General features: G+C 67.0%; 24 protein-coding genes. 15 read left to right on the top strand and 9 right to left on the bottom strand.

Translation table 11 applies throughout. From position 1 onward, the window contains the following. The first annotated feature begins 78 nt into the window (after positions 1-78). From ACQR0U_RS27840 to ACQR0U_RS27815, 6 genes are all read left to right on the top strand, one after another. Entirely contained in the window at positions 79-1,941 is a 1,863-nt protein-coding gene (locus ACQR0U_RS27840; protein WP_434844025.1) for a methylmalonyl-CoA mutase family protein, read from the top strand. Between the two features lie 2 nt (positions 1,942-1,943). Further along, on the top strand, positions 1,944-2,408 hold the full coding sequence (locus ACQR0U_RS27835) for a GFA family protein (RefSeq protein ID WP_315716096.1): 465 nt from the start codon (positions 1,944-1,946) through the stop codon (positions 2,406-2,408). A gap of 17 nt (positions 2,409-2,425) precedes the next feature. Continuing rightward, positions 2,426-4,582 carry a methylmalonyl-CoA mutase gene (scpA, locus tag ACQR0U_RS27830; RefSeq protein WP_434844024.1) on the top strand — a complete coding sequence of 719 codons (2,157 nt, stop codon included), beginning with the start codon at positions 2,426-2,428 and terminating at the stop codon, positions 4,580-4,582. 201 nt (positions 4,583-4,783) lie between these two features. Then, positions 4,784-5,557 carry an RsiV family protein gene (locus ACQR0U_RS27825; protein ID WP_315828247.1) on the top strand — a complete coding sequence of 258 codons (774 nt, stop codon included), beginning with the start codon at positions 4,784-4,786 and terminating at the stop codon, positions 5,555-5,557. A gap of 35 nt (positions 5,558-5,592) precedes the next feature. Next, complete coding sequence (meaB, locus tag ACQR0U_RS27820) at positions 5,593-6,582, top strand: methylmalonyl Co-A mutase-associated GTPase MeaB (protein WP_316172928.1); 990 nt, start codon at positions 5,593-5,595, stop codon at positions 6,580-6,582. Then, positions 6,579-7,235: a pyroglutamyl-peptidase I gene (locus tag ACQR0U_RS27815; protein ID WP_316184565.1), complete on the top strand. Its 657-nt coding sequence runs from the start codon at positions 6,579-6,581 to the stop codon at positions 7,233-7,235. Before meaB ends, ACQR0U_RS27815 begins: the two co-directional genes overlap by 4 nt. A gap of 40 nt (positions 7,236-7,275) precedes the next feature. Here the strand turns inward: ACQR0U_RS27815 and ACQR0U_RS27810 are convergent, their stop codons facing one another. Next, the gene (locus ACQR0U_RS27810; RefSeq protein WP_315716090.1) at positions 7,276-7,563 is read right to left on the bottom strand and encodes a GlsB/YeaQ/YmgE family stress response membrane protein; all 288 of its coding nucleotides are present in this window, start codon (positions 7,561-7,563) and stop codon (positions 7,276-7,278) included. A 228-nt stretch (positions 7,564-7,791) separates the two neighbouring features. Here ACQR0U_RS27810 and ACQR0U_RS27805 point away from each other — a divergent pair, with 228 nt between their 5' ends. Then, positions 7,792-9,165, top strand: coding sequence for a TIGR03808 family TAT-translocated repetitive protein (locus ACQR0U_RS27805; protein ID WP_434844023.1), 1,374 nt, complete (start codon positions 7,792-7,794; stop codon positions 9,163-9,165). A 4-nt stretch (positions 9,166-9,169) separates the two neighbouring features. Here the strand turns inward: ACQR0U_RS27805 and ACQR0U_RS27800 are convergent, their stop codons facing one another. From ACQR0U_RS27800 to ACQR0U_RS27785, 4 genes are all read right to left on the bottom strand, one after another. Then, entirely contained in the window at positions 9,170-9,796 is a 627-nt protein-coding gene (locus ACQR0U_RS27800) for a TIGR03809 family protein (protein ID WP_434844022.1), read from the bottom strand. A gap of 469 nt (positions 9,797-10,265) precedes the next feature. Further along, positions 10,266-11,909, bottom strand: coding sequence for a S8 family serine peptidase (locus tag ACQR0U_RS27795; protein WP_410051833.1), 1,644 nt, complete (start codon positions 11,907-11,909; stop codon positions 10,266-10,268). Positions 11,910-11,942: 33 nt separating this feature from the next. Next, entirely contained in the window at positions 11,943-12,785 is an 843-nt protein-coding gene (locus ACQR0U_RS27790) for a hypothetical protein (protein WP_316187274.1), read from the bottom strand. Beyond that, positions 12,782-13,351, bottom strand: coding sequence for a sigma-70 family RNA polymerase sigma factor (locus tag ACQR0U_RS27785; RefSeq protein WP_008961196.1), 570 nt, complete (start codon positions 13,349-13,351; stop codon positions 12,782-12,784). Before ACQR0U_RS27785 ends, ACQR0U_RS27790 begins: the two co-directional genes overlap by 4 nt. A 322-nt stretch (positions 13,352-13,673) precedes the next feature. Here ACQR0U_RS27785 and ACQR0U_RS27780 point away from each other — a divergent pair, with 322 nt between their 5' ends. After that, positions 13,674-14,837 (top strand): GGDEF domain-containing protein, encoded by a 1,164-nt coding sequence (locus ACQR0U_RS27780; protein ID WP_316202789.1) that lies wholly within the window; start codon positions 13,674-13,676, stop codon positions 14,835-14,837. Then, positions 14,834-15,943, top strand: coding sequence for a DUF2336 domain-containing protein (locus tag ACQR0U_RS27775; protein ID WP_316167060.1), 1,110 nt, complete (start codon positions 14,834-14,836; stop codon positions 15,941-15,943). The genes ACQR0U_RS27780 and ACQR0U_RS27775 overlap by 4 nt, the downstream gene beginning before the upstream one ends. A gap of 12 nt (positions 15,944-15,955) precedes the next feature. Here ACQR0U_RS27775 and ACQR0U_RS27770 read toward each other — a convergent pair whose 3' ends face one another. Both ACQR0U_RS27770 and ACQR0U_RS27765 read right to left on the bottom strand, forming a co-directional pair. Beyond that, the gene (locus tag ACQR0U_RS27770) at positions 15,956-16,594 is read right to left on the bottom strand and encodes a DUF1109 domain-containing protein (RefSeq protein ID WP_316167061.1); all 639 of its coding nucleotides are present in this window, start codon (positions 16,592-16,594) and stop codon (positions 15,956-15,958) included. A gap of 2 nt (positions 16,595-16,596) precedes the next feature. Next, on the bottom strand, positions 16,597-17,142 hold the full coding sequence (locus ACQR0U_RS27765) for a sigma-70 family RNA polymerase sigma factor (protein ID WP_434844021.1): 546 nt from the start codon (positions 17,140-17,142) through the stop codon (positions 16,597-16,599). A 324-nt stretch (positions 17,143-17,466) separates the two neighbouring features. Between ACQR0U_RS27765 and ACQR0U_RS27760 the strand changes: the two genes are divergently transcribed. From ACQR0U_RS27760 to ACQR0U_RS27735, 6 genes are all read left to right on the top strand, one after another. Next, positions 17,467-17,856 carry a hypothetical protein gene (locus ACQR0U_RS27760; RefSeq protein ID WP_316171161.1) on the top strand — a complete coding sequence of 130 codons (390 nt, stop codon included), beginning with the start codon at positions 17,467-17,469 and terminating at the stop codon, positions 17,854-17,856. 83 nt (positions 17,857-17,939) lie between these two features. After that, positions 17,940-18,719 carry an enoyl-CoA hydratase gene (locus ACQR0U_RS27755; protein ID WP_315716080.1) on the top strand — a complete coding sequence of 260 codons (780 nt, stop codon included), beginning with the start codon at positions 17,940-17,942 and terminating at the stop codon, positions 18,717-18,719. A 248-nt stretch (positions 18,720-18,967) separates the two neighbouring features. Continuing rightward, the gene (locus tag ACQR0U_RS27750) at positions 18,968-20,386 is read left to right on the top strand and encodes a TolC family outer membrane protein (RefSeq protein WP_315753100.1); all 1,419 of its coding nucleotides are present in this window, start codon (positions 18,968-18,970) and stop codon (positions 20,384-20,386) included. Between the two features lie 85 nt (positions 20,387-20,471). Beyond that, positions 20,472-22,136 carry a caspase family protein gene (locus ACQR0U_RS27745; protein ID WP_315828240.1) on the top strand — a complete coding sequence of 555 codons (1,665 nt, stop codon included), beginning with the start codon at positions 20,472-20,474 and terminating at the stop codon, positions 22,134-22,136. Between the two features lie 90 nt (positions 22,137-22,226). Continuing rightward, complete coding sequence (locus tag ACQR0U_RS27740) at positions 22,227-22,544, top strand: DUF3303 domain-containing protein (RefSeq protein ID WP_315828238.1); 318 nt, start codon at positions 22,227-22,229, stop codon at positions 22,542-22,544. Beyond that, the gene (locus tag ACQR0U_RS27735; RefSeq protein ID WP_315716076.1) at positions 22,529-22,921 is read left to right on the top strand and encodes a hypothetical protein; all 393 of its coding nucleotides are present in this window, start codon (positions 22,529-22,531) and stop codon (positions 22,919-22,921) included. Before ACQR0U_RS27740 ends, ACQR0U_RS27735 begins: the two co-directional genes overlap by 16 nt. 34 nt (positions 22,922-22,955) lie before the next feature. Here ACQR0U_RS27735 and ACQR0U_RS27730 read toward each other — a convergent pair whose 3' ends face one another. Next, a complete protein-coding gene (locus ACQR0U_RS27730) occupies positions 22,956-24,155 on the bottom strand; it encodes an adenylate/guanylate cyclase domain-containing protein (RefSeq protein WP_315753104.1) in 1,200 nt (399 codons plus the stop codon). Positions 24,156-24,351: 196 nt separating this feature from the next. Further along, entirely contained in the window at positions 24,352-25,701 is a 1,350-nt protein-coding gene (locus tag ACQR0U_RS27725; protein WP_315828237.1) for a carbohydrate porin, read from the bottom strand. Positions 25,702-26,533 lie beyond the last annotated feature (832 nt).

The following is a 26,533-nucleotide window of genomic DNA, read 5'->3' as shown; positions in this document are numbered from 1 at the left end:
CGTTTGGCTTGGCCGTCCTGACGTGGCATTTTGCGCCACAACAATCGCGATAACAGACGCCCGGGAGACGCGATCCGCATGACGACCGAGACCGACGATCTGCGACTGGCCGCCGATTTTGCGCCGGCCGGCGAGGCGGACTGGCGCAAGCTGGTCGATGGCGTGCTGAAGGGCGCGGCCTTCGAGAAGCTGGTCGGCAAGACCTATGACGGGCTCGAGATCCAGCCGATCTATCCGCGCGCCAAGCATGCCGCGCCGGTCGCCGGCCGCGCACCATCGGCACCATGGCAGATCATGCAGCGCGTCGATCATCCCGATCCGGCCAAGGCCAACGCACAGGCGCTGATCGACCTCGAGAATGGCGCGACCGGGTTGTCGCTGGTGTTTGCCGGCTCGAACGCCGCGCACGGCTTCGGCCTCGCCGCCAGCCCCGACGCAGTGGCGCGCGCGCTCGACGGCGTGCATCTCGATGCTGCGATTGCAATCGAATTGCACCTCGGCGACTCGCTCTCGCCCGCCTCGCTTCTCGCCGACACCGCCAAGCAGCGCGGCATCAAGGCCGCGGTCTGCGACATCCGGTTCGGCCTCGATCCGATCGGGCATGCGGCCGCTCGCGGCGCAAGCTCGCATGAGGCATCGACGCTCGGCGGCAACTCGGGCGCGCTGGTCAAGCAACTGCACGAGGCCGGCTTCAAGGGCCCGTTCTTCGCCGCCGACGGCCGGGTCGTGCACGACGCCGGCGGATCGGAGGCGCAGGAGCTCGCTTTCGTGCTCGCCTCCGCCGTCGCCTATCTGCGGGCGCTCGAAGCCGAAGGCATCGCGCTCGAGACCGCGCGCGGCATGATCTATGGCCGGCTCGCCGCCGACACCGATCAGTTTCTCACGCTGGCGAAATTCCGCAGCCTGCGGCGGCTGTGGGCGCGCATCGAGGAGGCCTGCGGCCTGGCGCCAAAGCCGCTCTTCATCTCGGGCGAGACGGCGTGGCGCATGCTCACCCGGCGCGATCCTTACGTGAACATGCTGCGCGCCACCATCGCGACGTTCGCGGCCGGATTGGGCGGCGCCAATGCCGTGACGGTGCTGCCGCACACGGCCGCACTCGGCCTGCCCGACGCGTTCGCGCGCCGTGTCGCCCGCAACACGCAATTGGTGCTGCTGGAGGAAAGCAATCTCGCCCGCGTCGCCGATCCCGCCGCCGGTGCCGGCGGCATCGAGGCGCTGACCAGCGAGTTGTGCAGCGCCGCCTGGGCACTGTTCCAGGAGATCGAGAAGGCCGGCGGCGTCGTTGCGGCGTTGCAGGCGGGCCTCATCCAGACCAAGGTCGCCGCGGTGAAGCAGGCGCGCGATGCCAACATCGCGAAGCGGCGCGACGTGCTGACCGGCGCCAGTGAGTTTCCGAATCTCAACGAGGCCGAAGTCGCCGTGGAAGCGGTCGCCCCTCTGGCCGCGCCGCTGGCGGCCAAGGCTGCGCGCAGCTTCGCACCGCTCACGCCGATCCGCCTCGCTGAAAGATTTGAGCGGCTGCGTGACCGCTCCGACAGCCTGCTGAAGAGCAAGGGACAGCGCCCCTCGGTCTTCCTCGCCAATCTCGGCACCGCCGCCGACTTCACCGCGCGCGCGACCTTCGTCCGCAGCTTCTTCGAGGCCGGCGGCATCGCCGCGATCGACGGCCAGGGCGGCGCGGATCCGGCCGCGCTCGCAGATGCATACCGCGCCTCCGGCGCCGCAATCGCCTGCCTCTGCTCGTCCGACAAGGTCTATGCCGAGGCCGCGGTTCCGGCGGCCAAGGCCCTTCAGGCCGCGGGCGCACGACATATCTATCTGGCAGGCCGCGGCGGCGAGCGGGAAGCTGCGTTGCGCGAAGCGGGCATCGGCAGCTTCGTGTTCGCCGGCGGCGACGCGCTGAAGACGCTCGAGGACGCCTATACGCATCTGGAGTGAGCATGACCGACGACACCAAGCCTCTCCTGACCGGCGGCTGCCAATGCGGTGCCGTCCGCTTCGCGTTCAAGACCACGCCGAACAAGGTCAGCATCTGTCATTGCCGGATGTGCCAGAAAGCCTCCGGCGCGCCGTTCGCCTCGTTCGCTGAGATCGACCGCGAGCACTTCGCCTGGACGCGCGGTCAGCCCGCCGCGTTCCGTTCATCCACGATCGCCGAGCGCTTCTTCTGTCCCGCCTGCGGCACGCCGCTCGGCTTCGGGCGTATTGATGGGCCGCGGATCGAGATCATGACCGGCAGCTTCGACCGGCCGGACCGGGTGGTGCCGACGCGACAATATGGCTCGGAGTCGCGACTTGGCTGGGTGGTCGCGATCGCCAATCTGCCGAGCCAGACGACACAACAGAACTATGGACCGGAGAAGATGGCGACCATCGTCAGCCATCAGCATCCGGACCACGATTGAGACGAGGACGCCGGGCCATGAGCCGCATTCCCGATTTCACCGCGATCGCGTTCGAGCCCACGGCCACGCCGGCTCCCGCAGGCCCAGCCGAGCCGTGGCTCACGCCCGAAGGCATTCCGGTGAAGCCCGCCTATGGCGAGGCCGATCTCGCCGGCATTGACTTCCTCGACACCTGGCCGGGCATCGCGCCGTTTATGCGCGGTCCGTACCCGACCATGTATGTCAACCAGCCTTGGACGGTCCGGCAATATGCCGGCTTCTCCACGGCGGAGGATTCCAACGCGTTCTACCGCCGCAACCTCGCCGCCGGCCAGAAGGGCCTCTCGGTCGCCTTCGATCTCGCCACCCATCGCGGCTATGATTCCGATCATCCGCGCGTCGGCGGCGACGTCGGCATGGCCGGCGTCGCGATCGATTCGATCTACGACATGCGCACCCTGTTCGCCGGCATTCCGCTCGACCAGATGAGCGTGTCGATGACCATGAACGGCGCCGTGCTGCCGATCCTGGCGCTGTTCGTCGTCGCCGCCGAAGAGCAGGGCGTGCCGCCGGAGAAGCTGTCGGGCACCATTCAGAACGACATTCTGAAAGAGTTCATGGTGCGCAACACCTACATCTATCCGCCCTCGCCCTCGATGCGGATCATCTCCGACATCTTCGCCTTCACCTCGCAGAAGATGCCGAAGTTCAATTCCATTTCCATCTCCGGCTATCACATGCAGGAGGCCGGCGCGACGCAGGATCTCGAGCTCGCCTATACGCTCGCCGACGGCGTCGAATATCTGCGCGCCGGCATCGCCGCCGGACTCGACGTCGACCGCTTCGCGCCGCGGCTGTCGTTCTTCTGGGCGATCGGCATGAACTTCTTCATGGAGGTCGCCAAGCTCCGCGCGGCGCGCCTGCTGTGGGCGAAGCTCTTGAAGCCCTTCAACCCGAAAGACCCGCGCTCGCTGTCCTTGCGTACGCACAGCCAGACCTCCGGCTGGTCGCTGACCGCGCAGGACGTCTACAACAACGTCGTGCGCACCGCGGTCGAGGCGATGGCGGCGACGCAAGGCCATACCCAGTCGCTGCACACCAACGCGCTCGACGAGGCGCTGGCGCTGCCGACCGACTTCTCCGCCCGCATTGCCCGCAACACCCAACTGTTCCTGCAGCAGGAGAGCGGCACCACCCGGATCATCGATCCCTGGGGCGGCTCGTATTATGTCGAGCGCCTCACCCGTGACCTCGCCGCCAAGGCCTGGGGCCATATCCAGGAGATCGAGGAGCTCGGTGGCATGGCCAAGGCGATCGAGGCCGGCGTGCCGAAGCTGCGCATCGAGGAAGCCTCGGCCAAGACCCAGGCCCGCATCGACACCGGCCGCCAGTCGGTGATCGGCGTCAACAAGTACAAGCCGACCGACGAGCCGCCGCTCGACGTGCTCAAGGTCGACAATTCCACCGTGCGCCGGCTGCAGATCGACAAGCTGTCGCGGCTCAAATCCGAGCGCAGGCAGGCCGAGGTCGATGCGGCGCTGGCGGCGCTCACGCGCTCGGCCGGCGACGGCAACGGCAACCTGCTGGCGCTCGCGATCGACGCGGCGCGCGCCAAGGCCACCGTCGGCGAGATTTCCGACGCGCTGGAGAAGGTGTTCGGCCGCCATCGCGCCGAGATCAAGTCCATCACCGGCGTCTACAAGCGGGAGATCGCCGCCATGTCCGGCAAAGCCGAGAAGCTGCAGGCGCTGATCGAGGCGTTCGAGGAGGCCGAGGGCCGCCGGCCACGCATCCTGGTCGCCAAGATCGGCCAGGACGGCCACGACCGCGGCCAGAAGGTGATCGCGTCGGCCTTCGCCGACATCGGTTTCGACGTCGACATCGGACCTTTGTTCGCCACCGCCGACGAGGCGGCGCGGCAGGCGGTGGAGAACGACGTGCACATTCTCGGCGTCTCATCGCTGGCGGCCGCGCATCTCACCGCGGTGCCGGAGCTGAAGGCCGCGCTCAAGAAGCAGGGCCGCGAGGACATCATGATCATCGTCGGCGGCGTCGTGCCGCCGCAGGATTATGATGCGCTGTACAAGGCCGGCGCCGAGGCGATCTTCCCGCCGGGCACCGTCATCGCCGACGCCGCCGAGGAGCTGATCCAAAAGCTCAATGCGCGGCTGGGGCACAGCGAGGCGGCGGAGTAGTCCGACTGCGTCACACCCCACCGTCATTCCGGGGCAAGGCCAAAGGCCTTGAACCCGGAATCTCGACATTGTCTTGCGTCCATTCCCGAGAGCGTCGAGCTATTGACGCGCTGTAATCAATCGCCGCGCGTTCGATCTGGGCACGCTCGAACCTTTGCGGTACGTGCGCGCACAGACAACCAAACCCGGATCACAAGCCTCATGTATTCTACCAAACTGCTTGTCGCCGCCCTGTTCGGCCTGCTCACCCTCTCGCCGGCGATCGCCGCCGAAGCCAAGCCCGATGCGTCGATCAAGACCAAGGCCGCCGAGGCCAGCGTCACGCTGAGTGCCGACATCAAGGCCGATCCGGCGCTCGCCGCGAATTGCCTCGCCGAAGGCCGCAAGTGGATGGACAAGCAGGCCGCGGACGCCGCCAAGGACTACAAGGCGGACAAGGAACTGTTCCGCGACGGCCCTTACACCTATGGCCGCGACTATTCGGTGCGTTCGATGGTCGCCGATCGCTATGTCAGCGTGCTGCGCAACGACTACATGGACACGCATGGCGCCCATCCCAACCGGACGGTCGACACCATCCTCTGGGACAAGGCCGCCGCCAAGCGCATCTCGATCCGCCCGTTCTTCAACGAGACCGCCGACAACGGTCCGACCATGACCGCGATCAGCAAGGCGATCATCGCCTCGCTGCGAGCAGAGAAGAAGGCGCGCGACGCCGGCGACACTGACGAGTGGTGGTTGAAGAGCGTCGAGCCGAAGCTGCTCGGCATTGGCGCCGTCACGCTCGCGCCCTCGACGCTGGCCGGCAAGAGCTCGGGCCTCACCTTCCACTATCCGCCCTACGCCGTTGGCGCCTACGCGGAAGGCGACTATGTCGCCTTCGTGCCCTGGGAAACGCTGAAGCCCTATCTCAGCGCGGAGGGGCAGGCGATCTTCGGCGGCGCGAGGCCGAAGGGGGATGCGGAGGAGAACTAGCTGGCCGGGCCGCTCGCATCCGCTATAACGGGCGCATGTCCTCTCGTTCTCCTTCGCCCAATACCACGACCTTGGCCGACGATATCAGCGCCGGCAGCCGCGCGGCGCTGGCGCGCGCGATCACGCTGGTCGAGAGCCGCCGCGCCGACCATCAGGCCGCCGCGCGCGAACTGGTGCAGGCGCTGCTGCCACGGACGGGGCACGCGATCCGCGTCGGCATCACCGGCTCGCCCGGCGTCGGCAAGTCCACCACGATCGATGCTCTCGGCATGTTCCTGATCGGACAGGGCCACAAGGTCGCGGTGCTCGCGGTCGACCCCTCGTCGGCGCGAACCGGCGGTTCGATTCTCGGCGACAAGACGCGGATGGCGCGATTGTCCCATCACGAGCACGCCTTCATCCGCCCCTCGCCCTCGTCGGGCACGCTCGGCGGCGTCGCCGCCAAGACGCGCGAGGCGATGCTGCTGTGCGAGGCCGCAGGCTTCGACGTGATCCTGGTCGAGACGGTGGGCATCGGCCAGTCCGAAACCGCGGTCTGCGACATGACCGATTTCTTCCTCGCCCTGATGCTGCCCGGCGGCGGCGACGAGCTGCAGGGCATCAAGAAGGGCCTGGTCGAGCTCGCCGACATGATCGCGATCAACAAGGCCGATGGCGACAACGTCAAGCGCGCCAACATCACCGCGGCCGACTATCGCGGCGCGCTGCATCTGCTCAGCCCCCGCTCCGAGCACTGGCATCCGCCGGTCGTGACCTATTCGGCGATATCAGGCACGGGCATCGCCGAGCTGTGGCAGAAGGTCCTGGATCATCGCAAGGCGATGATCGCCTCCGGCGAGTTCGCCGCGCGGCGGCGCGACCAGCAGGTGAAATGGATGTGGACCATGCTGGAGCAGCGCCTGATGGCGCGGCTGCGCACCGATCCATCCATCCGCGCGAAGGTGAAGAGGCTGGAGAGCGACGTCGCCGAGGGCCGCGTCGCGCCGGCGCTCGCCGCCGAGCAGCTTGCGGAGATGCTGACATGAGCGAGCGGCCGCGCATCCTGATCACCGGATTCGGCCCGTTTCCCGGCGCGCCGTCCAATCCGACCATGCCGCTGGTGAAGCGGTTGTCCGAGCTGCGGCGGCCAGCGCTGGATGACGTCGCCATCAGCAGCCACATTTTTCACGTGACCTATGCGACCGTGGATCGCGAGCTGCCCGCGCTGATCGCCGAGCGGCGCCCGCATGCGCTCATGATGTTCGGCCTCGCCGGGCGAACGTCCTATCTGCGGATCGAGACGCGCGCACGCAACGCGATCACCACGACCTTCCCGGATGCCGACCGCCACGTCGCGCGCAAGGGCGTGATCGTCCCGGGTGCACATCCGATGCCGTTCGGCCCGCACATGGCGCGGCTGCTGCGCGCGGCGCGCGCCACCGGCATCGATGCCCGGGCCTCGCGCGATGCCGGCAGCTATCTCTGCAACTATCTGAGCTGGCGCGCGATCGAGGCGACCAAGGCCACCGAAGGGCCGCGGCTCGCCGCCTTCATCCACATTCCTCCCTTGCCGCGTGCCGGCACGGCGTTGCCGCACGGCAGTTCGCGCATCACGCTGGAGGGGCTCGTCGATGCCGGCGAAGCGATGCTGACGGAGCTGGTCAAGCTCGTGCGACAGGCGTCCTGTCGCACGAGCTGACGCCGATGGTGGTCTGACCGCTGACGGTCAGCGCGGGATATCAGATGCTCCAGCGGCGCCGACCGCCAAATCCCCCACCGATCAAGCGCAGCAGGAGCAACAGGACCACGGCGCCGATGAAGGCGTTGATGATCGCGGCGACCAGTCCGACACCCAGATGAATGCCGAGCTGCGGCAACAGCCAATTGCCGATGAAGGCACCGAGGAGGCCGACGATCAGGTCGCCGATCAGGCCGAAGCCGCCGCCTTCCATGACGCGGCCCGCGAGCCAGCCCGCGACAATGCCCACGAACAGAATAACCAGTAGACTCTCATTTGACAGATGCATGACCCTCTCCTCGCCGATCCATTGCGGGAACAATGTCCGCGAGTCCCATTGGTTCCCTCGGGAGAGGCTCACCGGTTCGACGGGCAACCCACGCCGGCGGGCGATCTGACGTGAAGATTTAACCCTACCGCCAACAATCCCGGGCGCAGGCGCTCATCCTCGGCATCAGCATTGAGACTTTCAGCTTAAGTCGTGGCCGCACATCATCTTTTGCGCGAGACGCTGACCATGGATGTCAATCGCCGCCGCATTCTGGCTGGATCGGCTGCCGGCGCCGCCGGGGCATTGGCCCTGCCGGCGGATGCCGCGCAGGCCGCCCCCCTGATCTCCACACTCGGCCGCGACGCCACGCAATATGGCGTCAAGCCCAACAGTCCCGACGACCAGACCCGCGCGCTGCAGCGTGCGATCGACGAGGCCGCCCGCGCCCAGGTGCCGCTGGCGCTGCCGCCGGGCACCTACAGGACCTCGATGCTGCGGCTTGCCAGGGGCAGCCAGATGGTCGGCGTCCGGGGTGCCACCAAGCTCGTGTTCACCGGTGGCGGCCCGTCGATGCTGTCAGCAGAAGGCGCTGACGGCCTCGGCATCAGCGGCGTCGCGCTCGACGGCGGCGGCATTGCCCTGCCCCAGCGGCGCGGCCTGCTTCACGTTGCAGCCGGCAACGATGTCAGGATCCATGATTGCGAGATCACCCGCTCCGGCGGCAGCGGCATCTGGCTCGAGCAGGTTTCCGGCGACGTCAGCGGCAACGTCCTCACCGACATCGCGGTCACCGCGATCGTGTCGTTCGATGCCCTCGGGCTGATCGTGTCGCGCAATACCATCAAGGGGACGCGCGACAACGGCATCGAGATCCTGCGCACCGCGATCGGCGACGACGGCACGATGGTGCTCGACAACAGCATCACGGACATCAAGGCCGGCCCCGGCGGCTCGGGCCAGTACGGCAACGCCATCAACGCCTTTCGCGCCGGCAACGTGATCGTGCGCGGCAACCGCATCAGGAATTGCGACTACTCGGCGGTGCGCGGCAACTCGGCCTCCAACATCCAGATCGTCGGCAACAGCGTCAGCGACGTGCGCGAGGTCGCGCTCTACTCGGAGTTCGCATTCGAGGGCGCCGTCATCTCAGGCAATACGGTGGACGGCGCCGCGTTCGGCGTGTCCGTGTGCAACTTCAACGAAGGCGGCCGCATCGCGGTGGTCCAGGGCAACATCATCCGCAATCTGATCCCGAAGCGGCCGGTCGGCACAGCACCCGACGACGATGCCGGCATCGGCATCTATGTCGAGGCGGACTCCGCGGTGACCGGCAACGTGGTCGAGAATGCCCCGTCCTACGGCATCGTCGCCGGCTGGGGCCGATATCTGCGCGACGTGGTCATTTCCGGCAACGTGATCCGCAATGCGCTGGCGGGCGTGGGCGTGTCGGTCGTTCCGGGCGCGGGCACGGCGCTCGTCAGCAACAACATGATCTCCGGCACCCCGCGCGGCGCGGTGATCGGACTTGATCACATCAAGCCGGTGACATCGGACCTGACGCAGGACGGTGCGCAGCGATTTGCCCATCTGACTGTCAACGGCAACGCCGTCAGCCGGTAACAGACTAATAAGCGACCGCCAGCGCTGGATAGCGGCGCTCGATGGCATCGAGATCGACCACCGGCTCGTCATACTCGGCGTCGGATTGAATGCCGATGCTCAAGGCCTGCTCCAGGGCGAACATGTCGATGCGGGGCGGCGCGACGGCCGGCTCCGGCGCGATGGCATCTTCGGCCACATAGTCGGGTTCGATGACGTCGTCCGGTTCCAGATCATCCGCGGCCAGCTCGATCTCGGGCTCGACGATGATCTCGGACTCCGCAAGGATGGTTTCGAGCGAGGGCGGCAGCGCAATGGGGCGCCGCTCGATGGGATGATTTTCATGGAGACGGAGTTTGATCGGCTCAGGCTCGGCGGGGCGCGCGGGCGCCGGTGGCGCAGCCACAACGGCAGCCGGCGTCTGGCTGGGCACGATGCTCACCTGCTCGGGCTCGGCGCGGGATAGCGCCTGCCAGGTCTGCACCGCGGCCTTGGCCTGGCGGATATCGTCCAGGAGAGACTGCTCGGTGTAGTAGCGGCGCCAGCGGCCGCTCTGGAACAGCTCGGTGAGATGGTCCAGGCGCCTTTCGGCAAGCGCGCACCAGCGTGCAGCCAGTTCGCGGCTGCAAGCCACGTCCGGTCGATGTGTCATGGGGGAGCCCGTGAGATAAGGGGACGGACGCACTCGGCACGAATCAACGCAACGTGACGTGAATATTTTGTGGAAAAGGTTAACAAAGTCTAGCTAATGCCATGTTGTTTGGCGGCCAAACCGTAGTCGTGCGGAAATTTTGTCCGTGTTTTTTCGGGCTTTGGCCAGGCGCGGAGCGCTAACGCGACCAACGGCATCCCTAGACAACCCAAGGATGTTCGACTCGGGGTGCGCGAGACACTGCCGGATATCGACGTTGCCGGGCTTCGACCTCGCCTAAAATGAAAGACCCGTCCGGGGGGACAACCGGACGGGTCGAGCCATATGGGCGCTTGGGGTGGATGGGCGCTCGCGCCGTATATAGCCTTGGGGAGGGGATCACCGCTCCCACATGCTTTCTGTCGTGATCGCCCCGCTGCACGTTCAAGGCGAGCGGGAGATTTTCGGAACGTTCACGAAAACGTTGGCGTCATTGCTGCGCGGGCCGAAGCGCGTCGCCGGCTGGAGATGCCGCGGTCACCGCGGCCGACGCCGGGCGCAACTCACGGGCCGCCGTGGGCTCCGTTTGCAGCCCCGCGGAAGGCACAGCAGCAGCGGGCGCATCCTGCGGCGCGGCCACGGCCTGGACCGCCGCCAGGGCATCCGCCTCCCCTGCCCCGAACAGATCGTCGCGTCCGGGCGTCCCGAGATCGCGCGCGGTCCCGGTCAGCACGGTCCGCACCGTTTCCGGCTTCAGCGCCGGATTGCGCTCCAGCACCAACGCCGCAAGCCCGCTGACATAGGCCGCGGAAAACGAGGTGCCCGAGATGATCTGATATTTTCCGTCCGGCGCCGGCAGGAAGATCTCGGCGCCGGGCGCGGCCAGCGCGATGTAATTGCCGCGGTTCGACGCCGGCAGCAACTGGTCCCTGTCATCGGTCGCACTGACGGCGATGACGTTCGGATTGCCCGCAGGATACAGCGGCGGCGACTTGGCCCCGGCATTGCCGGCCGCGGCGACCATCACGACGCCCTTGGAAGCGACCGCCGCGATCGCGCGCTCGATCACCGCATCCTTCGGGCCGGCGAAGCTCATGTTGACGATCTGCGCGCCGTGCAGAACCGCGTAGTCCAGCGCCTTCAGGATCACATAGGAGCTGCTCTCCGGCCCGCCGCCTTTCTTGGCCATGCCGAAGGCGCGGATGGCGATGATGCGTGCATAGGGCGCGCTGCCCATCAACCGCTTGTGCGACACGATCACGCCGGCGATGCCCGTGCCGTGCACATGCGGCCCCTCGTCACCGCCGAGTGCGTCGAACGCGTCGAACGACGCGTCGGCGAATTCCGGGTGCTTGAGATCGACCGCGGAATCGATCACTGCGATGGTGACGTTGGAGCCCTGGGCCAGCCTGTGCGCTTCGGGCAGCCGCAGCTTCGCCAGCGCGTATTGCGCCGGGTCGCCCTCGACGGGCGGCGCGCTCTGCTGCTGCAGCGTGTAGCGGTAGTTCGGCTGCACCGAACGCACCCTGGCATCTGCCGCGAGCGCACGGCTGACCGCCTGCACCGAGCGGCGATCGGTGATCCGGAACAGACCGATTGTGGCGCCGATCAGCGGAAAGCGCTGCGAGCTGATGCGCTGCAGGCCATGGCGGCGCGCCAGCGCGTCGGCCTGGTCCGTCGAGAGACCGTCATCGATTTCGGCGACGATCTCGTTGGCGATGGTCCGCGGGTCGACCGCGGCCGCAGCTTTCGGCTCGCCCCGCTGCGTCACCTTGGCGGACTTGTCTTTGTCCAATCTTCCTTGGGACCGCCGGCCCTGCCCGTCCGTCGTCACCGGCCGGCGGTCGAGACATTCACCCGAGGCGCTGCGATCCGCCGGGTCGCAGGAGGTCTGCAGGTTCGGTGCAAATCGCGCATTGGGCAAGGTCGGGCGCACGGTCATCGCCGTCGGCGGCGGCGCACGCATCGCGGTGCCCGGGTTGATGCTCGGCACCCGGCTCGGGATGTTGATGTTGGGCGAACGCATCATCGCCTGGGCATGGGCACTGAGGTCGCCACCTGCGAAAGCAGGCATTGCGACGACAATCAGCATCGCGACCGATCTGGCGAACTGTAGCGGCGAAGTAGACGACATGGAGCCTCCGAATGACGTTCGGACGGCGCGGGCCTATTGCGCGGCCACCGCGAGGCTGACGATCTTCTCGCGCGCCAGACGGCCGATCAGGCTGTCGGCCTCGGCCTTCGACAACGGCCGGTCGCCGAGTTGCAGCTTGAACAGGCCGCCCTTGGCGCCCTCGACGATCGAGGCCTGGTAGCTGTCGAGCAGCGCCGAGATGTCGGCCATGCGCGCATCCGGCGCGAACCGCACCAGCGCATAGGCGGGCGCGGTCGATCCGGCGACCTGCGGTCCAAGGCCGCGGATCAGCGGTGCGGCCGGGGCCGGTGCTTCGGCCATCCGCGAACGCGTCATGCTCTCGGGCGCCCGCTCCGCCGGGGCCGGCGCAGCGGCGCTCGGCGGCGGCGGCGCGGCCATCGGCCTGCTCGCGGGCTCGGGCGCCGCGGTCTTGTCCTGGACCGAGGCGGTCTGATAGGTCGCAGTCTGCGAGCGCATCAGCACGGCGCCGATCACGCCGGCCTGCGTCAGCACCAGCAGCGCGCCGAGGCTGACGGTCCACGCCAGGGTCCGCGGCGACAGGCTGTCGAAGAAATCCATCAGCCGCGCGCTGAAGCCGCGCGGCGCGGCAGGCTTCTGCACCGGATCCGCCTCGATCGCCGCGAACAGCTTCTGCATCGCACGCATCGACGGCGCGCCGAGGCTTTCGTTCAGCGCGATGGTCTCGGCATACTCCTTCTGGATCTCCGCATACTGCCTGGCGAGATCGGCATCGTTGGCAAGAGCCTCCTCGACCCGGCGCATGTCGCGCGCGCTCAGCGTGCCGGCGGCGTACCACGGCAGCAGGAGTTCGATCTCTCCGGGCTCTTGCTCCAGCATCTTGCTCAAAGCCATCATGGCCAGCCTCTCTCAATGCCGGCCGCTTTCAGGAGTTCGGCCAATTTCTTGCGCGCATAGAACAGGCGCGTCTTGACGGTGTTTTCCGGAATTCCGACGATCTCGGCCACCTCCTCCACGGACTTCTCGTGGTAGTAGACGAGATCGACGATCTCCCGGTGATCAGGCGAAAGCGCCGTCAGGCACTTGCGCAATGCTTCGCCGGTATTCTTCTTCTGGACCGCGACCTCCGGATCGTCGGAGGTATCTTCGATCGCGTTCGCGGCCTCGTCTTCCAGCTCAACGTCCTTCCGGCGCCGAAGGGCCGACAGGGCCTTGAACCGCGTGATCGCCAGGAGCCAGGTGGAGACGGCAGAACGGCCTTCGAACTTGCCGGCCTGACGCCACACGTCGAGAAAGACCTCGCTGATGAGGTCTTCCGCGACCTGCTCGTCCCGCACGAGCCGGAGCCCGAAACGGTACACCCTGACATGGTGCCGTCCGTACAGCACCTGCATGGCGAGCCGGTCGCCTTGAGCGATCCGGGCAATCAGGGTTTCATCTGACGCCGCTGCTGTCACGCTCAATGGCCGTCTCGCAAGATTGGTCTGGAGGATTGACGTCGCGGTTCGAACACAACCGCAAAAATCTTCAAAATACCGGAAAGATACGTCCCGAAATGTGAGCTGGCGCACAGACTTGCAGATTTCGCTGCAGCGCCCAGGTCGATCGTGACCAGCGGGTTCCCGCCTACCATGTTCCGCCCGTTCCCGCCAACTGCACGCCCTGAAAGCCGTAGATTCCCCGTCGCAGCACGACGCCGGCGGCCTCTTCGTCCATGCCCATAGATACCAAAGTTAAATGCTTTCCCACGTAGATTTTAAGCCAACGACGAAGAATCGCGAGCACATGGGCACGACGGCACCGCCTATTCCCAGTCCGAATGTCGCTGAGGCCGGGGACGCGCAACCGTCTCCGGCCAGCGACCTGCGCGCGCGTCGTGCCGGGCGGCGCCGGCAGATGCTGGCGCTGGTCGCCGGATGCTACCTGATCGACGCCGTCATCCTGCTGATCTACGCAGAGGCGGGAACCGTCCCGGTCGCGATCGCGCCAGCCTACGCAGCGACCGGCATTCTGACCGTCGCGCTGTGGACCGCTTTGTCGGAGAGCGGCTTCAACGACCGTTTCCGCGACCACTACCTCGTGGTGCCGCAATCGCTCGCCAGCATGATGATCACGGTCGCGTTCTGCTACATCGCGCCCGAAGTCAGCATCCTCTTCCTGTGCACGCTGTACATCGTCGTCGCCTTTGCCTCGCTGCGGGCGACGCCGCGCCAGAGCGCGATCTGCTGGACGTTCCTCGCGATCGGGCTGGCGGGATTGTTCCTGCTCACCGACAAGCCGCTCGGCATGCCGCACGACAGCGGCCTCGAGCGGCTCGCGACGCTCCTGGTCTTCCTCCTCACCATCGCCGGCTGCATGTTCCTCGGCATCTTCTCCAGCGCGCTGCGCGAGACGCTGTACCAGCGCGGACAGAAGCTCAAGGAAGCCTATCGCCGCATCGAGGAGCTGGCCGAGATCGACGAGCTCACCGGCGCGCTGAACCGGCGCTCGATCATGGATGTGCTGGACGAGGAGATGGCGCAGGCGCGGCAGGGCGGCCAGCCCTGCTCGGTCGTGCTGATCGATCTCGACTGGTTCAAGCGCATCAACGACACGCATGGTCATCCGACCGGCGACGACGTGCTGCGCACCTTCGCCATCACCATCTTCGCCAACATTCGCGGCAGCGACCGCTTCGGCCGCTACGGCGGCGAGGAATTCCTGCTGGTGCTGCCGGGCGCACCGGCCGACGCCGCGGCGCGGCTCGCCGAACGATTGCGCCAGATCATCGCCGGCCTCGACTGGAGTGCGTTTTCGACCGGCCTGCAGGTCACGTTCTCGGCCGGCGTGGCCACCCCGCGCGGCGACGAGACCGCCGATTCGCTGCTCGCCCGGGCCGATCGTGCGCTCTACGACTCGAAGGCGCAGGGCCGCAATCGCGTCACCAGCGCCTGCGCCGTCCCGGCATGACCCCGAAACCCGCCCCGAACGAAAGCCTGCTCGACGAACTCGAGGACACGCTCGCGCACGGCACCGTCGCCCGGCGGGTCGAGACCCTGCGCAAGGTGACGGACCTGTTCGTCGACGGCGCGACGGACTTCGCCGATGATCAGGTCGCGCTGTTCGACGACGTGTTCGAATGCCTGATCGAGCACATCGAGATCTCGGCCCGCGCGTTGCTCGCGCGGCGGCTGGCGCCGCTGGCGTCGGCGCCGCCGCGGACGCTCTACCGGCTGGCCGATGACGACGCCATCGATGTCGCAGGCCCGGTGCTGTCGAAGTCCGAACGGCTCGACGAGGCCGCGCTGATCCGCACAGCCGAGACCAAGAGCCAGGCGCATCTGCTCGCGATCTCGCTCCGGCGCGTGCTCAGCCGCGCCGTCACCGACATCCTGCTCAGGCGCGGCAACGACGAGGTCGTTCACAGCACCGTCAGCAATCCCGGCGCCGACGTCTCGGAGGCCAGCCTCGACACGCTGGCGGATCGCGCCGCGCTGGACGAAAACCTCGCCGCGTGCCTCGCCATGCGGCCCAATCTGCCGCGCCACCTCTATCTGAAGCTGGTCGCCAAGGCGTCGGCCACGGTCCGCGCGCGGCTCGAGGCGGCAAACCCGAAGCTCGCGCAGGAGGTCTCCTCGGCGGTGCGGACGGCAGGCCGGCGGGCGCGATCGAGCGCGGTGGCGCTGACCAGCCAGACCGAGATCGCGCACGCGCTGGTGCGCTCACTGCATGCCGAGGGCCGGCTCGACGATCGTCTCGTCGTGCAGTTCACCGAGCAGCGCAAGTTCGACGAGGCCAATGCCGCCGTGGCAGCCATGGCCAACGTGCCGGTCGCGGTCGCCGAGAGCATCATGATCGAAAGCCGCGCCGAGGGCGTCATGATCCTCGCCAAGGTCGCAGGCCTGTCATGGCCAACGGTGAAGTCGATCATCCTGATGCGCGATGGGCTCGCCACCACCGCGACGACCGATCTCGACGCCTGCAAGGCCACCTATGAGCGGCTCCGGCGGTCCACCGCGCAGCAGGTGCTGCGCTTCCACCGCGTGCAGGACGCCGCAACGCCGATGCAGGTGTAGTCGCCTCCTGGGCTAATAGCGCAGCACCCTCGCGCCGATGAGCGCCCCGAGCCCGGCCACGATCAGCGCGGCCACCGTGTACCAGGTGGCCACGAACAGCGGCGAATCGTCGGTGCAATGCGCGGCATAGAGCGTCGCCGCCATGCCCGCCGAGACCAGCCCGGCGATCGCGCCCGTCATCGCCGGACGCGACGGCGCGCCATGGCGCAGGCCGAACAGCGCGGCGGCCAGCAGCGGCAGCGACAGCACGGGAATGGCGCTCATGCACACCATCGAATTGTGGCCGACCAGCCGCGCCATCATCGGCGTGCGCTGCGGCAGCATCATCTCCGCCGCCATGCCGCCGACGAGGACGAGGATCGGCGCGATCAGGAGCCAGCTCCAGCCCTGCAGCGAAGCTTCGGGGCGCGACAGATGCAGGCTGATGACCAGCGCCGGGATCGCCAGCGCCGTGGTGACGACGAACTTCAGGTCGAAGAACGGATTGCGCACCGCGAGCCAGATGTCCGGCCGGACGCCGAGGCCGATGAGCAGCATTGCGGTCGAGACCGGCGTTGCCGCCATCAGGGCCAGCGCCAGCACGATGCCGACCGGCTGCGCGCGCTGCGCATTGTCGGCCGAGAGGGTGCGGATGAGCTGATCGGTGTCCATGGTCAGGTATCCCGTAGCTTGGCCGTGAGGCTTGCGAGTGCCCGGTGCAGCGCCACCCGCACCGCGCCCTCGCTCATGGAAAACTTCTTCGCGGTCTGCTTGATCGAGGCAGCCTCGACTGCGATCGACTGCAGCACGTCGCGCTGACGCTGCGGCAGGGTCTTCAGCTGCGCCTCGACCTCGCCGGCCGAGACGGTGGGCGCCGGCGGCTCGTCGGCCAGCGTCTCCGAGAAATCGTCGATGTCGACGAACACCCGCCGGCCGCGCCGGCGCAGCATGTCGATCAGCTTGTTGCGCGCGATCGCGAACAGCCAGGGCGCGAACGGCGCGTGGACGTCCCAGGTGTGCCGCTTGAGATGAACCGCCAACAGAATTTCCTGCACGATGTCCTCGGCCTGGTCGGGGGGCTGACCGGCGCGCGCCAGCCCGCGCCGTGATGCTGCGCGCAACACCGGCGTGATCGCCCTCAGCAGGCGATGATAGGCCTCGTCGTCACCGGCGACGGCCTGGCGCATCCAGCCCGTCCACTCGTCGTCACGCTCGCGCAACTCCGCTCCACCCCCAGCAATTCGCCCGAATCGTCAGTTTGTTACTCTCGCGGCATCCTGATCACTAATTCGTGATACGGACATTGGCCTCGGAACCATCCGAGTTACGCCACAACGAGAGCACGCCACCGGGCAAGTCTTGGAACCGCTCCATAGCACCGAATCGAAAGGTGCATGATCAGGTTTAATGGGCCGCGCCGCAAAGTGCGGCGCCGCCCAGCTTTTGCCGTGAGCGGCAGGAAGATACCCATTTTCTGCCCCGTTCTCGACATCTGTCGGGGTCTCACTCCGGCCTGGGCTGGCGGGATGGGGAGAGAGCCGACGATGACGATCCAAGCCAGTGGACGTTCAGCATTGATCATTGCCGCCGCGTTCGTTCTGGGCCTCGTTGGCACTGGATTCGCCCGCGCGGCCGAACAGCAGAGCTACAGTCCGTTCTTGCCGGTGGGCTCCGAGAGCGATCCGGCGGCGAAGCAGGACGGATTCCCGGCGCCGATGCCGGTCGAAGCCCAGGCTCAGGCCGCACCCGCGGCGGAATCGGCCGACGCCGCGCCGAGCGATGCGCCAGCGGCCTCGGACGTCACCGTGAACATGGTCACGGTCAGCAATGACGACAGCTCCGGCTGGGACAAGGCCTCGATCATCGGCAAGATCTTCATCGCCTGCGGCACCCTGCTCACCCTGGGCTCGGCGGCACGGATGTTCATGATCTGAGGCGCCGCGCGGCGCCGCACCTACTTGATGCGCATCGATCCAGCGGGCACATTGCCCGCTGTTTTGATTTGCGGGGTGGGATCATGAGCGTTTACGAGCACATCATCGTCGAAGGCAAAGGCGCGGTCGGAATCATCACCCTGAACCGGCCGAAGATGCTCAACGCGCTGTCGTTCGGCGTCTTCCGCGAGATCGCCGCCGCGGTGGATGACCTCGAGGCCGACGACGCCATCGGCTGCATCGTGATCACCGGCAGCGAGAAGGCGTTCGCCGCGGGCGCCGACATCAAGGAGATGCAGCCCAAGAGCTTCATCGACATGTTCTCGAGCGACTTCACCGCGATCGGCGGCGACCGCGTCGCGCGCTGCCGCAAGCCGACGATTGCGGCGGTCGCCGGCTACGCGCTCGGCGGCGGCTGCGAGCTCGCGATGATGTGCGACTTCATCATCGCTGCCGACACCGCGAAATTCGGCCAGCCCGAGATCACGCTCGGCACCATTCCGGGCATCGGCGGCACCCAGCGCCTGACGCGCGCGATCGGCAAGGCCAAGGCGATGGACCTCTGCCTCACCGGCCGCATGATGGATGCGGCCGAGGCCGAACGCTCCGGCCTCGTCAGCCGCATCGTGCCGGCCGACAGGCTGATGGATGAGGTGATGGCTGCGGCCGAGAAGATCGCATCGATGTCGCGCCCGGCAGCGGCGATGGCCAAGGAGGCCGTCAACCGCGCCTTCGAGACCCCGCTGTCCGAAGGCATGAATGTCGAGCGCAACCTGTTCCACGCCACCTTCGCGCTCGAAGACCGCGCCGAGGGCATGGCCGCGTTCATCGAGAAGCGCAAGCCGGTGAACAAGAACCGCTGAGATTGCTGCGGGTCACTCGCAGCTGAACGAATCGATCTGCCTCTCATGTCGCCGGGTGCACCTCACCCGCTTACCAAGCGCGTATCCGCGCGCCGGGCCGCAGCACTGCGACAAACGGCCTGTGGCGAGCACGCCACAACAAACCATGGAAAAGCCCGCCAGATTCCACATCGGCGGTTTGTGTGTGGCCGCCATCCGCCCTAAACAGGTAAACAACTGGTTAAGACAGTGAGACGCGGCGGAGTCGGATGGTGGGTCGAGCCAAAGAATTTGGCGTCGGCAAGATGCGTGTGCGAAGGATCGGCCTCGGCCTGACCCTCGCGGGCAGCCTTGTCGTCGTGTGCTCGCCTGCGCGCGCCGAGGATCTCGCCGCCGCGCTCGCGAAAGCCTATCAGACCAATCCGGCGCTGAATGCGGAGCGCGCGCGCCAGCGCGCCACCGACGAGAACGTGCCGCAGGCGCTCGCCGGCTATCGTCCGCAACTGATCGCGAGCCTCGGCGCCGGCCTGCAGGCGGTGCGCAATCTGCTGCCCAACAACACGATCCAGACCGCGACATTGAAGCCCTGGACCATCGGCGTCACCGTTACGCAGACGCTGTTCAACGGCTTCCGGACCGCCAACAGCGTCCGCATGGCCGAGCTGCAGGTGCAGTCGGGCCGCGAGGCGCTGCGCAATGTCGGCCAGGGCGTGCTGCTCGACGCCGTCACCGCCTACACCAATGTGCTCGCCAACCAGTCGCTGGTCGAGGCACAGCGCTCCAACGTCGCCTTCCTGCGCGAGACGCTCTCGGTCACGCAGCGCCGTCTCAATGCCGGCGACGTCACGCCGACCGACGCCTCGCAGGCCGAGGCGCGGCTGTCGCGCGGGCTGTCCGATCTCAACGCCGCCGAGGTCAACCTCGCCATCAGCCAGGCGACCTATGCCCAGGTCATCGGCATGGCGCCGGGCCAGCTGCGCGCGGCCGACCCGATCGATCGCCTGCTGCCGCGCAGCCGCGAGGACGCGATTGCGCTCGGCAACAAGGAAAATCCGGCCGTGGCTGCGGCGAGCTTCGACGTCGACGTGGCCTCGACCTCGATCAAGGTCGCCGAGGGCGCGCTGCTGCCGAGCGTGACCCTGCAGGGCGGTGTCAGCCGCAGCCGCGATTCGGATCAGACGCTGGGTACCTTCGGCACCGACCAGGCCTCGATCGTCGGCAGCATCACCGCGCCGATCTATGACGGCGGCACGGCGGCGTCGCAGACCCGCCAGAGCAAGGAGCTCGCGGCGCAGAGCCGCCTCGTGCTCGACCAGGTCCGCAACCAGGCGCGAACTGCGGTGGTCAGCGCCTGGGTTGCCAACGAGGGTGCCAAGGTCGCCGTCAGCGCCTCCGAGGCCGAGGTGAAGGCCGCCACCATCGCGCTGCAAGGCGTCTCGCGCGAGGCCCAGGGCGGCCAGCGCACGACGGTCGACGTGCTGAACTCGCAGGCCGATCTGATCCAGGCCAAGGCACGGCTGATCGGCGCGCAGCGCGACCGCGTCATCGCCTCCTATACGCTGCTCAGCGCGATCGGCCGGCTCGACGTCAAGAACCTCAATCTGAATACGCCGGACTATCTGCCCGAGGTGCACTACCACCAGGTGCGCGACGCCTGGCACGGCCTGCGCACGCCCTCCGGACAGTAGTGCGAGCGGTCATCGCTCAAGGCCGACGACCTTGCTTTGCCGATATTGCCGGATAGTCTGACGCACGACCGACTCCGGGGCTGTCATGACGGCATTGCGTTACCTGTTGCTTGTTCTCGTTCTCATCAGTTCAGGCAGCACCGCCGCGCTGGCGGACAAGCGCGTCGCGCTGATCATCGGCAACTCCGCCTACAAGACTGTCGCCAGGCTATCGAACCCGGCCAACGATGCGAAGCTCGTCGGCGACATGTTCCGCAACGCCGGCTTCGAGCGCGTCGACGTCAGGCTCGATCTCGGCGTGCAGGAGATGCGCCGGGCCTTGCGCGAGTTCGGGGCGCGGGCGCGCGAGGCCGAGGTCGCGGTGATCTACTACGCCGGCCACGGCATCGAGCTCGACGGCACCAACTATCTGATCCCGACCGATGCCGCGCTGGAGGCGGACAGCGACGTTCTCGACGAGGCGATCGCGCTCGAGCGCGTGCTGTTCGCGATCGAGCCGGCCAAGCAGTTGCGCCTCGTCGTGCTCGACGCCTGCCGCGACAATCCGTTCGCCAAGACGATGAAGCGCAGCGTCGCCTCGCGCAGCATCGGACGCGGCCTCGCCAAGGTCGAGCCGTCGAGCCCGAACACGATGATCGCATTCTCGGCCAAGGCCGGGTCGACCGCCGCCGACGGCGACGCCAGCAACAGCCCGTTCGCAACGGCGCTGGTGGCGCATCTGCCAAAGCCCGGCCTCGATCTGCGCCGCGCGTTCGGCTTCGTCCGCGACGACGTGCTGAAGGCGACCGGCTATCGCCAGGAGCCCTATGTCTACGGATCGCTCGGCGGCAACGACGTGGCGCTGGTGCCGGTCGTGCAAGCTCCGAGCGCGGCGGCCGATTCCGACGCGGCGATGCGGCGCGACTACGAGCTCGCCGAGCGCATCGGCAGCGAGGCGGCGTTCGATGCCTTCATCGAGAAGTATCCAAGCGGATTCTACGCCGCGCTCGCCAGGGCGCAGCGCGCCAAGCTCGCGCCGGCGGCAGCCAACGTCGCCGCGCCCGCCACGACCGACGTCACGCGCAGCCCGCCCGAAGCGTCAGGGCAACGTGCGGACAAGCCGCCCGCGGCGTCCGAGCCAGCCAAGCCCGCGATGGTCGCGGCGTTGCCGCCGCCCGCGGACAAGGTCGCGCCGCCGGACCCGGCACGCGAGCTTGCCAGCGAACTGCGGCGCGTCGGCTGCAGCACCTCCGACAGCGACGGCACCTGGGATCTCAACGCGCGCCGGGCGCTGGAGCGCTTCAACAAGCAGGCTGGCACCCGGTTCGATACCAAGCTCGCCAGCCTCGACGCGCTCGACGCCGTCAAGGCGAAGACGGCCCGTGTCTGCCCGGTGCTCTGCCCCAAAGGCCAGCGCGCCGACGGCGATGCTTGCGTCGCTATCGCCTGCCCCGCCGGTCAGGCGCGCGACGGGGATGGCGATTGCGTGAGGCGCAAGGACGAGCCGGTCGCGAAGAAGCCGGACGAGGCGCTCAGGCGCGACGAGCCGGCGCGCAAGAAGGAGCCGGCGGTGGCGGCGCGCTCCGAGCCGGAGCCGAAGCGCGTCAGCGGCGGCGGCCGCTGCACCAGCATCAGCCAGCGCTGCGCGATCGAGATCGGCGGCCGCTGCAATCCCGCCACCGGCCATTGGGAATACGGCCGCAACGGCGCCGGCGGCAACACGATGTCGTTCAACAATTGCATCGGCCGGATGATGGCCGGGCGGCGCTGAGCGGACGGCCGCGTCCGGAGACGAGACAACCGGGGCGATCTGGAACAGGCGCGCGAACTCGCCCACAATGGGCGGCAACCGGAGGCGCGCATGCTGTTCATGGTGATCGAACGTTTCAAGGACCGCGATCCGATTCCGGTCTACCGCCGCGTGCGCGATCCCGGCATCACGTTTCCCGAAGGGCTCAAATATCTCGGCAGCTGGATCGAGCCGAACTTCGACCGCTGCTTCCAGCTGATGGAATGCGACGACGCCCGCCTGCTGCAGCAATGGGTTCTCGCCAACGCCCGCGACACCGGCATGACCTTCGAGATCGTGCCGGTGGTGACCAGCGCGGAGACGCGCGAGGTGGTGGCGCCCTTTTTGGATGAGAATCCACTCGCGGGCGGACGATGCTCGACATCCTGACGCAGGTGCTCGCCGCATGCATCGTCTCCTACGCGATCGCTGTTCTAATGCCGTCGTGGCGGGCGTTGCTCGTGGCGACGCTGATCGTCGTGCTGCTGACTGCGTTCGACGGGATACGGCATTGGTGGTCGCCAGCGTCGGATCGTTGTCACAGCACCTGTACACTCAACGATCTGCTCGCCATTCCGCTGCTGCCGATTGCGAGAGCAGGCTTCTTGACCGGAGCAGCGATCCGCGCACTGACCTTCCTTCCGCATGCCCAAAGACTGTCGTCGCGGGCGATCATCATGATCTTGGTTGCCGGAGGGCCCATCGCCATCGCAATCGTCTTGTTCGCGCCGGATGTTGTTTTCTGGCACCCGCCCCGGCTGGGCTAGGCTCAGTCGATCGACACGGCCCTGCCCGAATTCGCTACCCCTCGAACGAAAACAGCTCGATCGGGTCGCTGAAGCCGCGTACCGGAAATTCGCCGACGCGCTCCAGCGCGAACGGGCCCTCGACGAGCTCGGCAAACGCACGCGACATCAGCACGGGACGGCCGACCTGCTTGGTCAGCGCCTCCATGCGCGAGGCCATGTTGACCGCGGGTCCGATCACCGTGAAATCCAGACGTGTCTGCGAGCCGATGTTGCCGTACATCACGTCACCGACATGGATGCCGATGCCGTAGCGGAGCGGCGCCCGGCCGCTCTCGGCGTTGCGTGCGTTCAGCTCCGCCATCGCCTGCCTGGCGCCAGTCACGGCATGCAGCAGGTTGGCACAGGCTGCGGGCTCGGTGAGCGGAAAGATCGCGAGCAGGCCGTCGCCGATGAACTTCAGGATCTCGCCGCCGTGCTGCGTGATCGGTTCCACCATCGCGTCGAAATAGCCGTTGAGCAGATCGATGACATCGTCGCGCGGCCAGTTGTCGGAGATCCTGGTGAAGTCTCTGAGGTCGCAGATCATGATCGCCGCGCGCACCGTCGTGCCGCTGCCGCGCCGCGTCGCTCCCGCCAGGACCATCTCGGCCGCATGCGGCCCGACATAGGTCTCCAGCAACGTCCGCGCCAGGCGGTTCTTGATGCGAATCTCGCTCACCAGCGCCAGCACCGGCAGCAGCCGCTGCAGCGCGTCGATGTCGGCCTGGTCGAAGCCACCGTGGCGATCGGTCGCGAACGTCACGAAATGCCGCTTGCCGAGCGTGTGATACATCGGCCAGGCGACGTAGTCGGTCAGGCCCTGCGCCCGCATCTCGTCATAGATCGCATGCTGACGGCCGAGCCTGGGATCGCGCGCCAGATCTTCGCGAATCTCCTCGGCACCGCCGTAGATTTCGGCGCCGGGGCTGCCGATGAATTCGGACCGCTCGCGGACGTCGTAGTCGATGCGGGCGATCTCGGCCCCTTGCATGCCGTCGCTCCACAGCATCCGGGCGCCGAGCCATTGCGGATGGTTGATCTGAACGTGCAGCGAGGCGCGCTTGAGCGGAATGCCGGCGCGCTGCAGCCGGATGCACATCTGCGCGAAGATGTTGTCGATGAAGCGCTCGTCGCGGGTGCCGTTGGTGAGCCAGTCCACGACCTCGTCGCCCAGGCGCTGGCCAGGAGCGAGATGGACGTCTGTTGCGGTCATGGCGATCTCCTGGCGGCTCGGCGTCGCGGTCCAGGAGATGTCGTGCCGCAATGCGAAAGAGTCAATCGACGTCATCGCATCGCGGCCCACCCGGACGGGCAGGATGCGCCGGCTCCTCATCGGTTCGGTGAGCCGGGCGCGCCTCGCGCGATGGGGCGGATGCTGCACACCCGCCCCATCGGCTCACATCACAGGATCAGAAGTGCACCACCGTCCGCAGGCCGAGAACCACCGCATTGCCGGTTTTGACACCGGCGCCATTGAAGCCCCGCCCGCCCGGATTGATGACATACTGGGCGTCGAACTTCAGGTTCATCCAGCCGGTCGCCTGCCAGCCATACCAGGCCTCGATCGGCACCTCGTTGCCGCCCGCATTCGGCGTCAGCGCCGCCGAGTTGACATGCGTGGTGCCGACCGCGAAGCCGACCTCGTCGTCGGGACGGAACGAGAAGGTGCCGGTGTGCTTGACGCCCCAGGAGATCTGGTAGTCCTGATACGCGGTGCGGTGATCGGCGACGCTGGTGTTGAGGAAGGTGTACCAGCCCTGCGCCTTGGGACCCTCGACCGTCAACCGCTGCAGGATCGATTCGTAGAAGCCGTAGCGGCCGCGCTGGCTGCTGAGGTTCTGATCGCCGACGCCGGGGCCGCCGGCATACACGCCGGTGATGCCGGGCAGACCGCCGTCGATGGTCGAGGCGCTGTCATACCAGCCGCCGACGCGCCAGGTGCCGTTGAGCGGACCGCTCGGTTCATACACCACCTCGACCGGCACCAAGACGCCTGCGGCCGGATTCGAGCGCGGAATGCCCGGCGCGAGATAGACGCCCGCGTCCGACGTCGTCAGATAGTTCGGATTGGCGTCGTAGACGCCGACCGACAGCTTCCATTCCTTGGTGAAGTTGTAGTGCACGACGCCGGCCCACTGGCTCACCGGCCAGTTGTAGATGTAGCCGCCCTGGATGTTGCCCGGCTGGCCGCCGCAGAAGGTCAGGTTGATGAACTCGCACTGGCCGAAGAAGAAGTCGGAGCCGACCGGCAGCCGGCCGCCCTTGAGCACGAGGCGGTCGTCGAACAGCTTCTGCTGATAGTAGAACTCGGTGAGGCGCAGGATGTTGCCGCGGCCGAACACCTCGTTGGTCAGCTGCAGCGCCGGAATGCCGGCCTCGCTGTTGAGATTCTTGCCGAAGCGATCGACCAGCGTCACGCCGATCATGCCGCCCTGGATGCCGGCGAGCTTGGCCATGTCGAACTTGGCCTCGAACCACAATTGCCCGGCATTGGCCGCGGTGTTGCGCGAGCCACCCGACAGATTGGTGACGGCTTCGTCGCCGAGCGTGAGCGCGAGCGAGATGCCCTGCTCCTTCAGCCTGGTCCGGCCGAGATCGCCGAACAGATACGGCCGCGTCCAGAAATCATCGACACCCGCATAGGGAATCGGCGGCGCCTTCATCGGCAGATCGGCCGCGACCGCACCACCGCCACCCAACAAACAAGACAAAGCAACCCCTACGCCGCACATGCGCGCGGTCGTCGCAAACCCACTCATTTTTCCTGCTCCTCGCAGCGTCCCCAGGCTCTGGATGTTGTTCTGTCGCGCCCGGCCCAGAGCCTCCGTCCCGGCACGCGCTTCCCCACGGCTCAATCCCCGGCCGCCGCCCATTCGAGGGGCGATTTCGTCAACCTGAGATTGGATGGCAATCCTAGCAAGCGCCGAGGCGCCTTTGAATAGTCATATTATATTTGGGAGTCGGTATAACCGTAACTGTGACATGAGCGTCACATGCCGCACTGCGGAATATCTGCTGTTCAGGTCCGACCACGTGAAGCCGTCCGTATGTCGCTACGCTCACGAGCGGCTCGCCTGGAAGCACGATGTCTCCGCGCGTCATTGGAGAGGAGCTGCGAGTTCGAGAGCTCTCGGGCCGAGGCAACTTCCTAGCGAGGCTGCGCATCTTGAACGAGGGCATTCCACTCATCGCGAACGGCGTCCCGAAGCAGACCAGGAGGGATCGCGCCCACGTTCTCTGGCGCAAGATGACTAGGCTGTGGGCTGCATGTCTCGATCAGGAAATTGACGGCATCGTCTGTTGTCTCAACCCCAGCGGCTTTGGCCGTCGGTGCATACGTGCGGACGCAGGCTTTGAGGTTAGAGACCACTTGACGCAGTCTGTCGTTCTCAGCCCGTGCTGATACTAACAGCGCAGCGGCAACAAGCAGCAATGCAATTGCCGTTCTCAAGGCATCGATCCCCATGACATCCAGCCCATCAGAATTGCATCGGCAGTTGTGCGGTTTAAGTGTGTAAACACCAGTTACGCGTCAGCCGAGGGTCAGCCAGCTTCGGGTCAAAAACTGCCTTGTGGCGTCACTGCCAGCTT

Origin of the sequence: Bradyrhizobium sp. HKCCYLRH3097, assembly GCF_051167875.1 — a bacterium.
In the GTDB taxonomy this organism is placed as follows: domain Bacteria; phylum Pseudomonadota; class Alphaproteobacteria; order Rhizobiales; family Xanthobacteraceae; genus Bradyrhizobium.
This window is presented reverse-complemented; position numbering and strand designations above follow the sequence as displayed.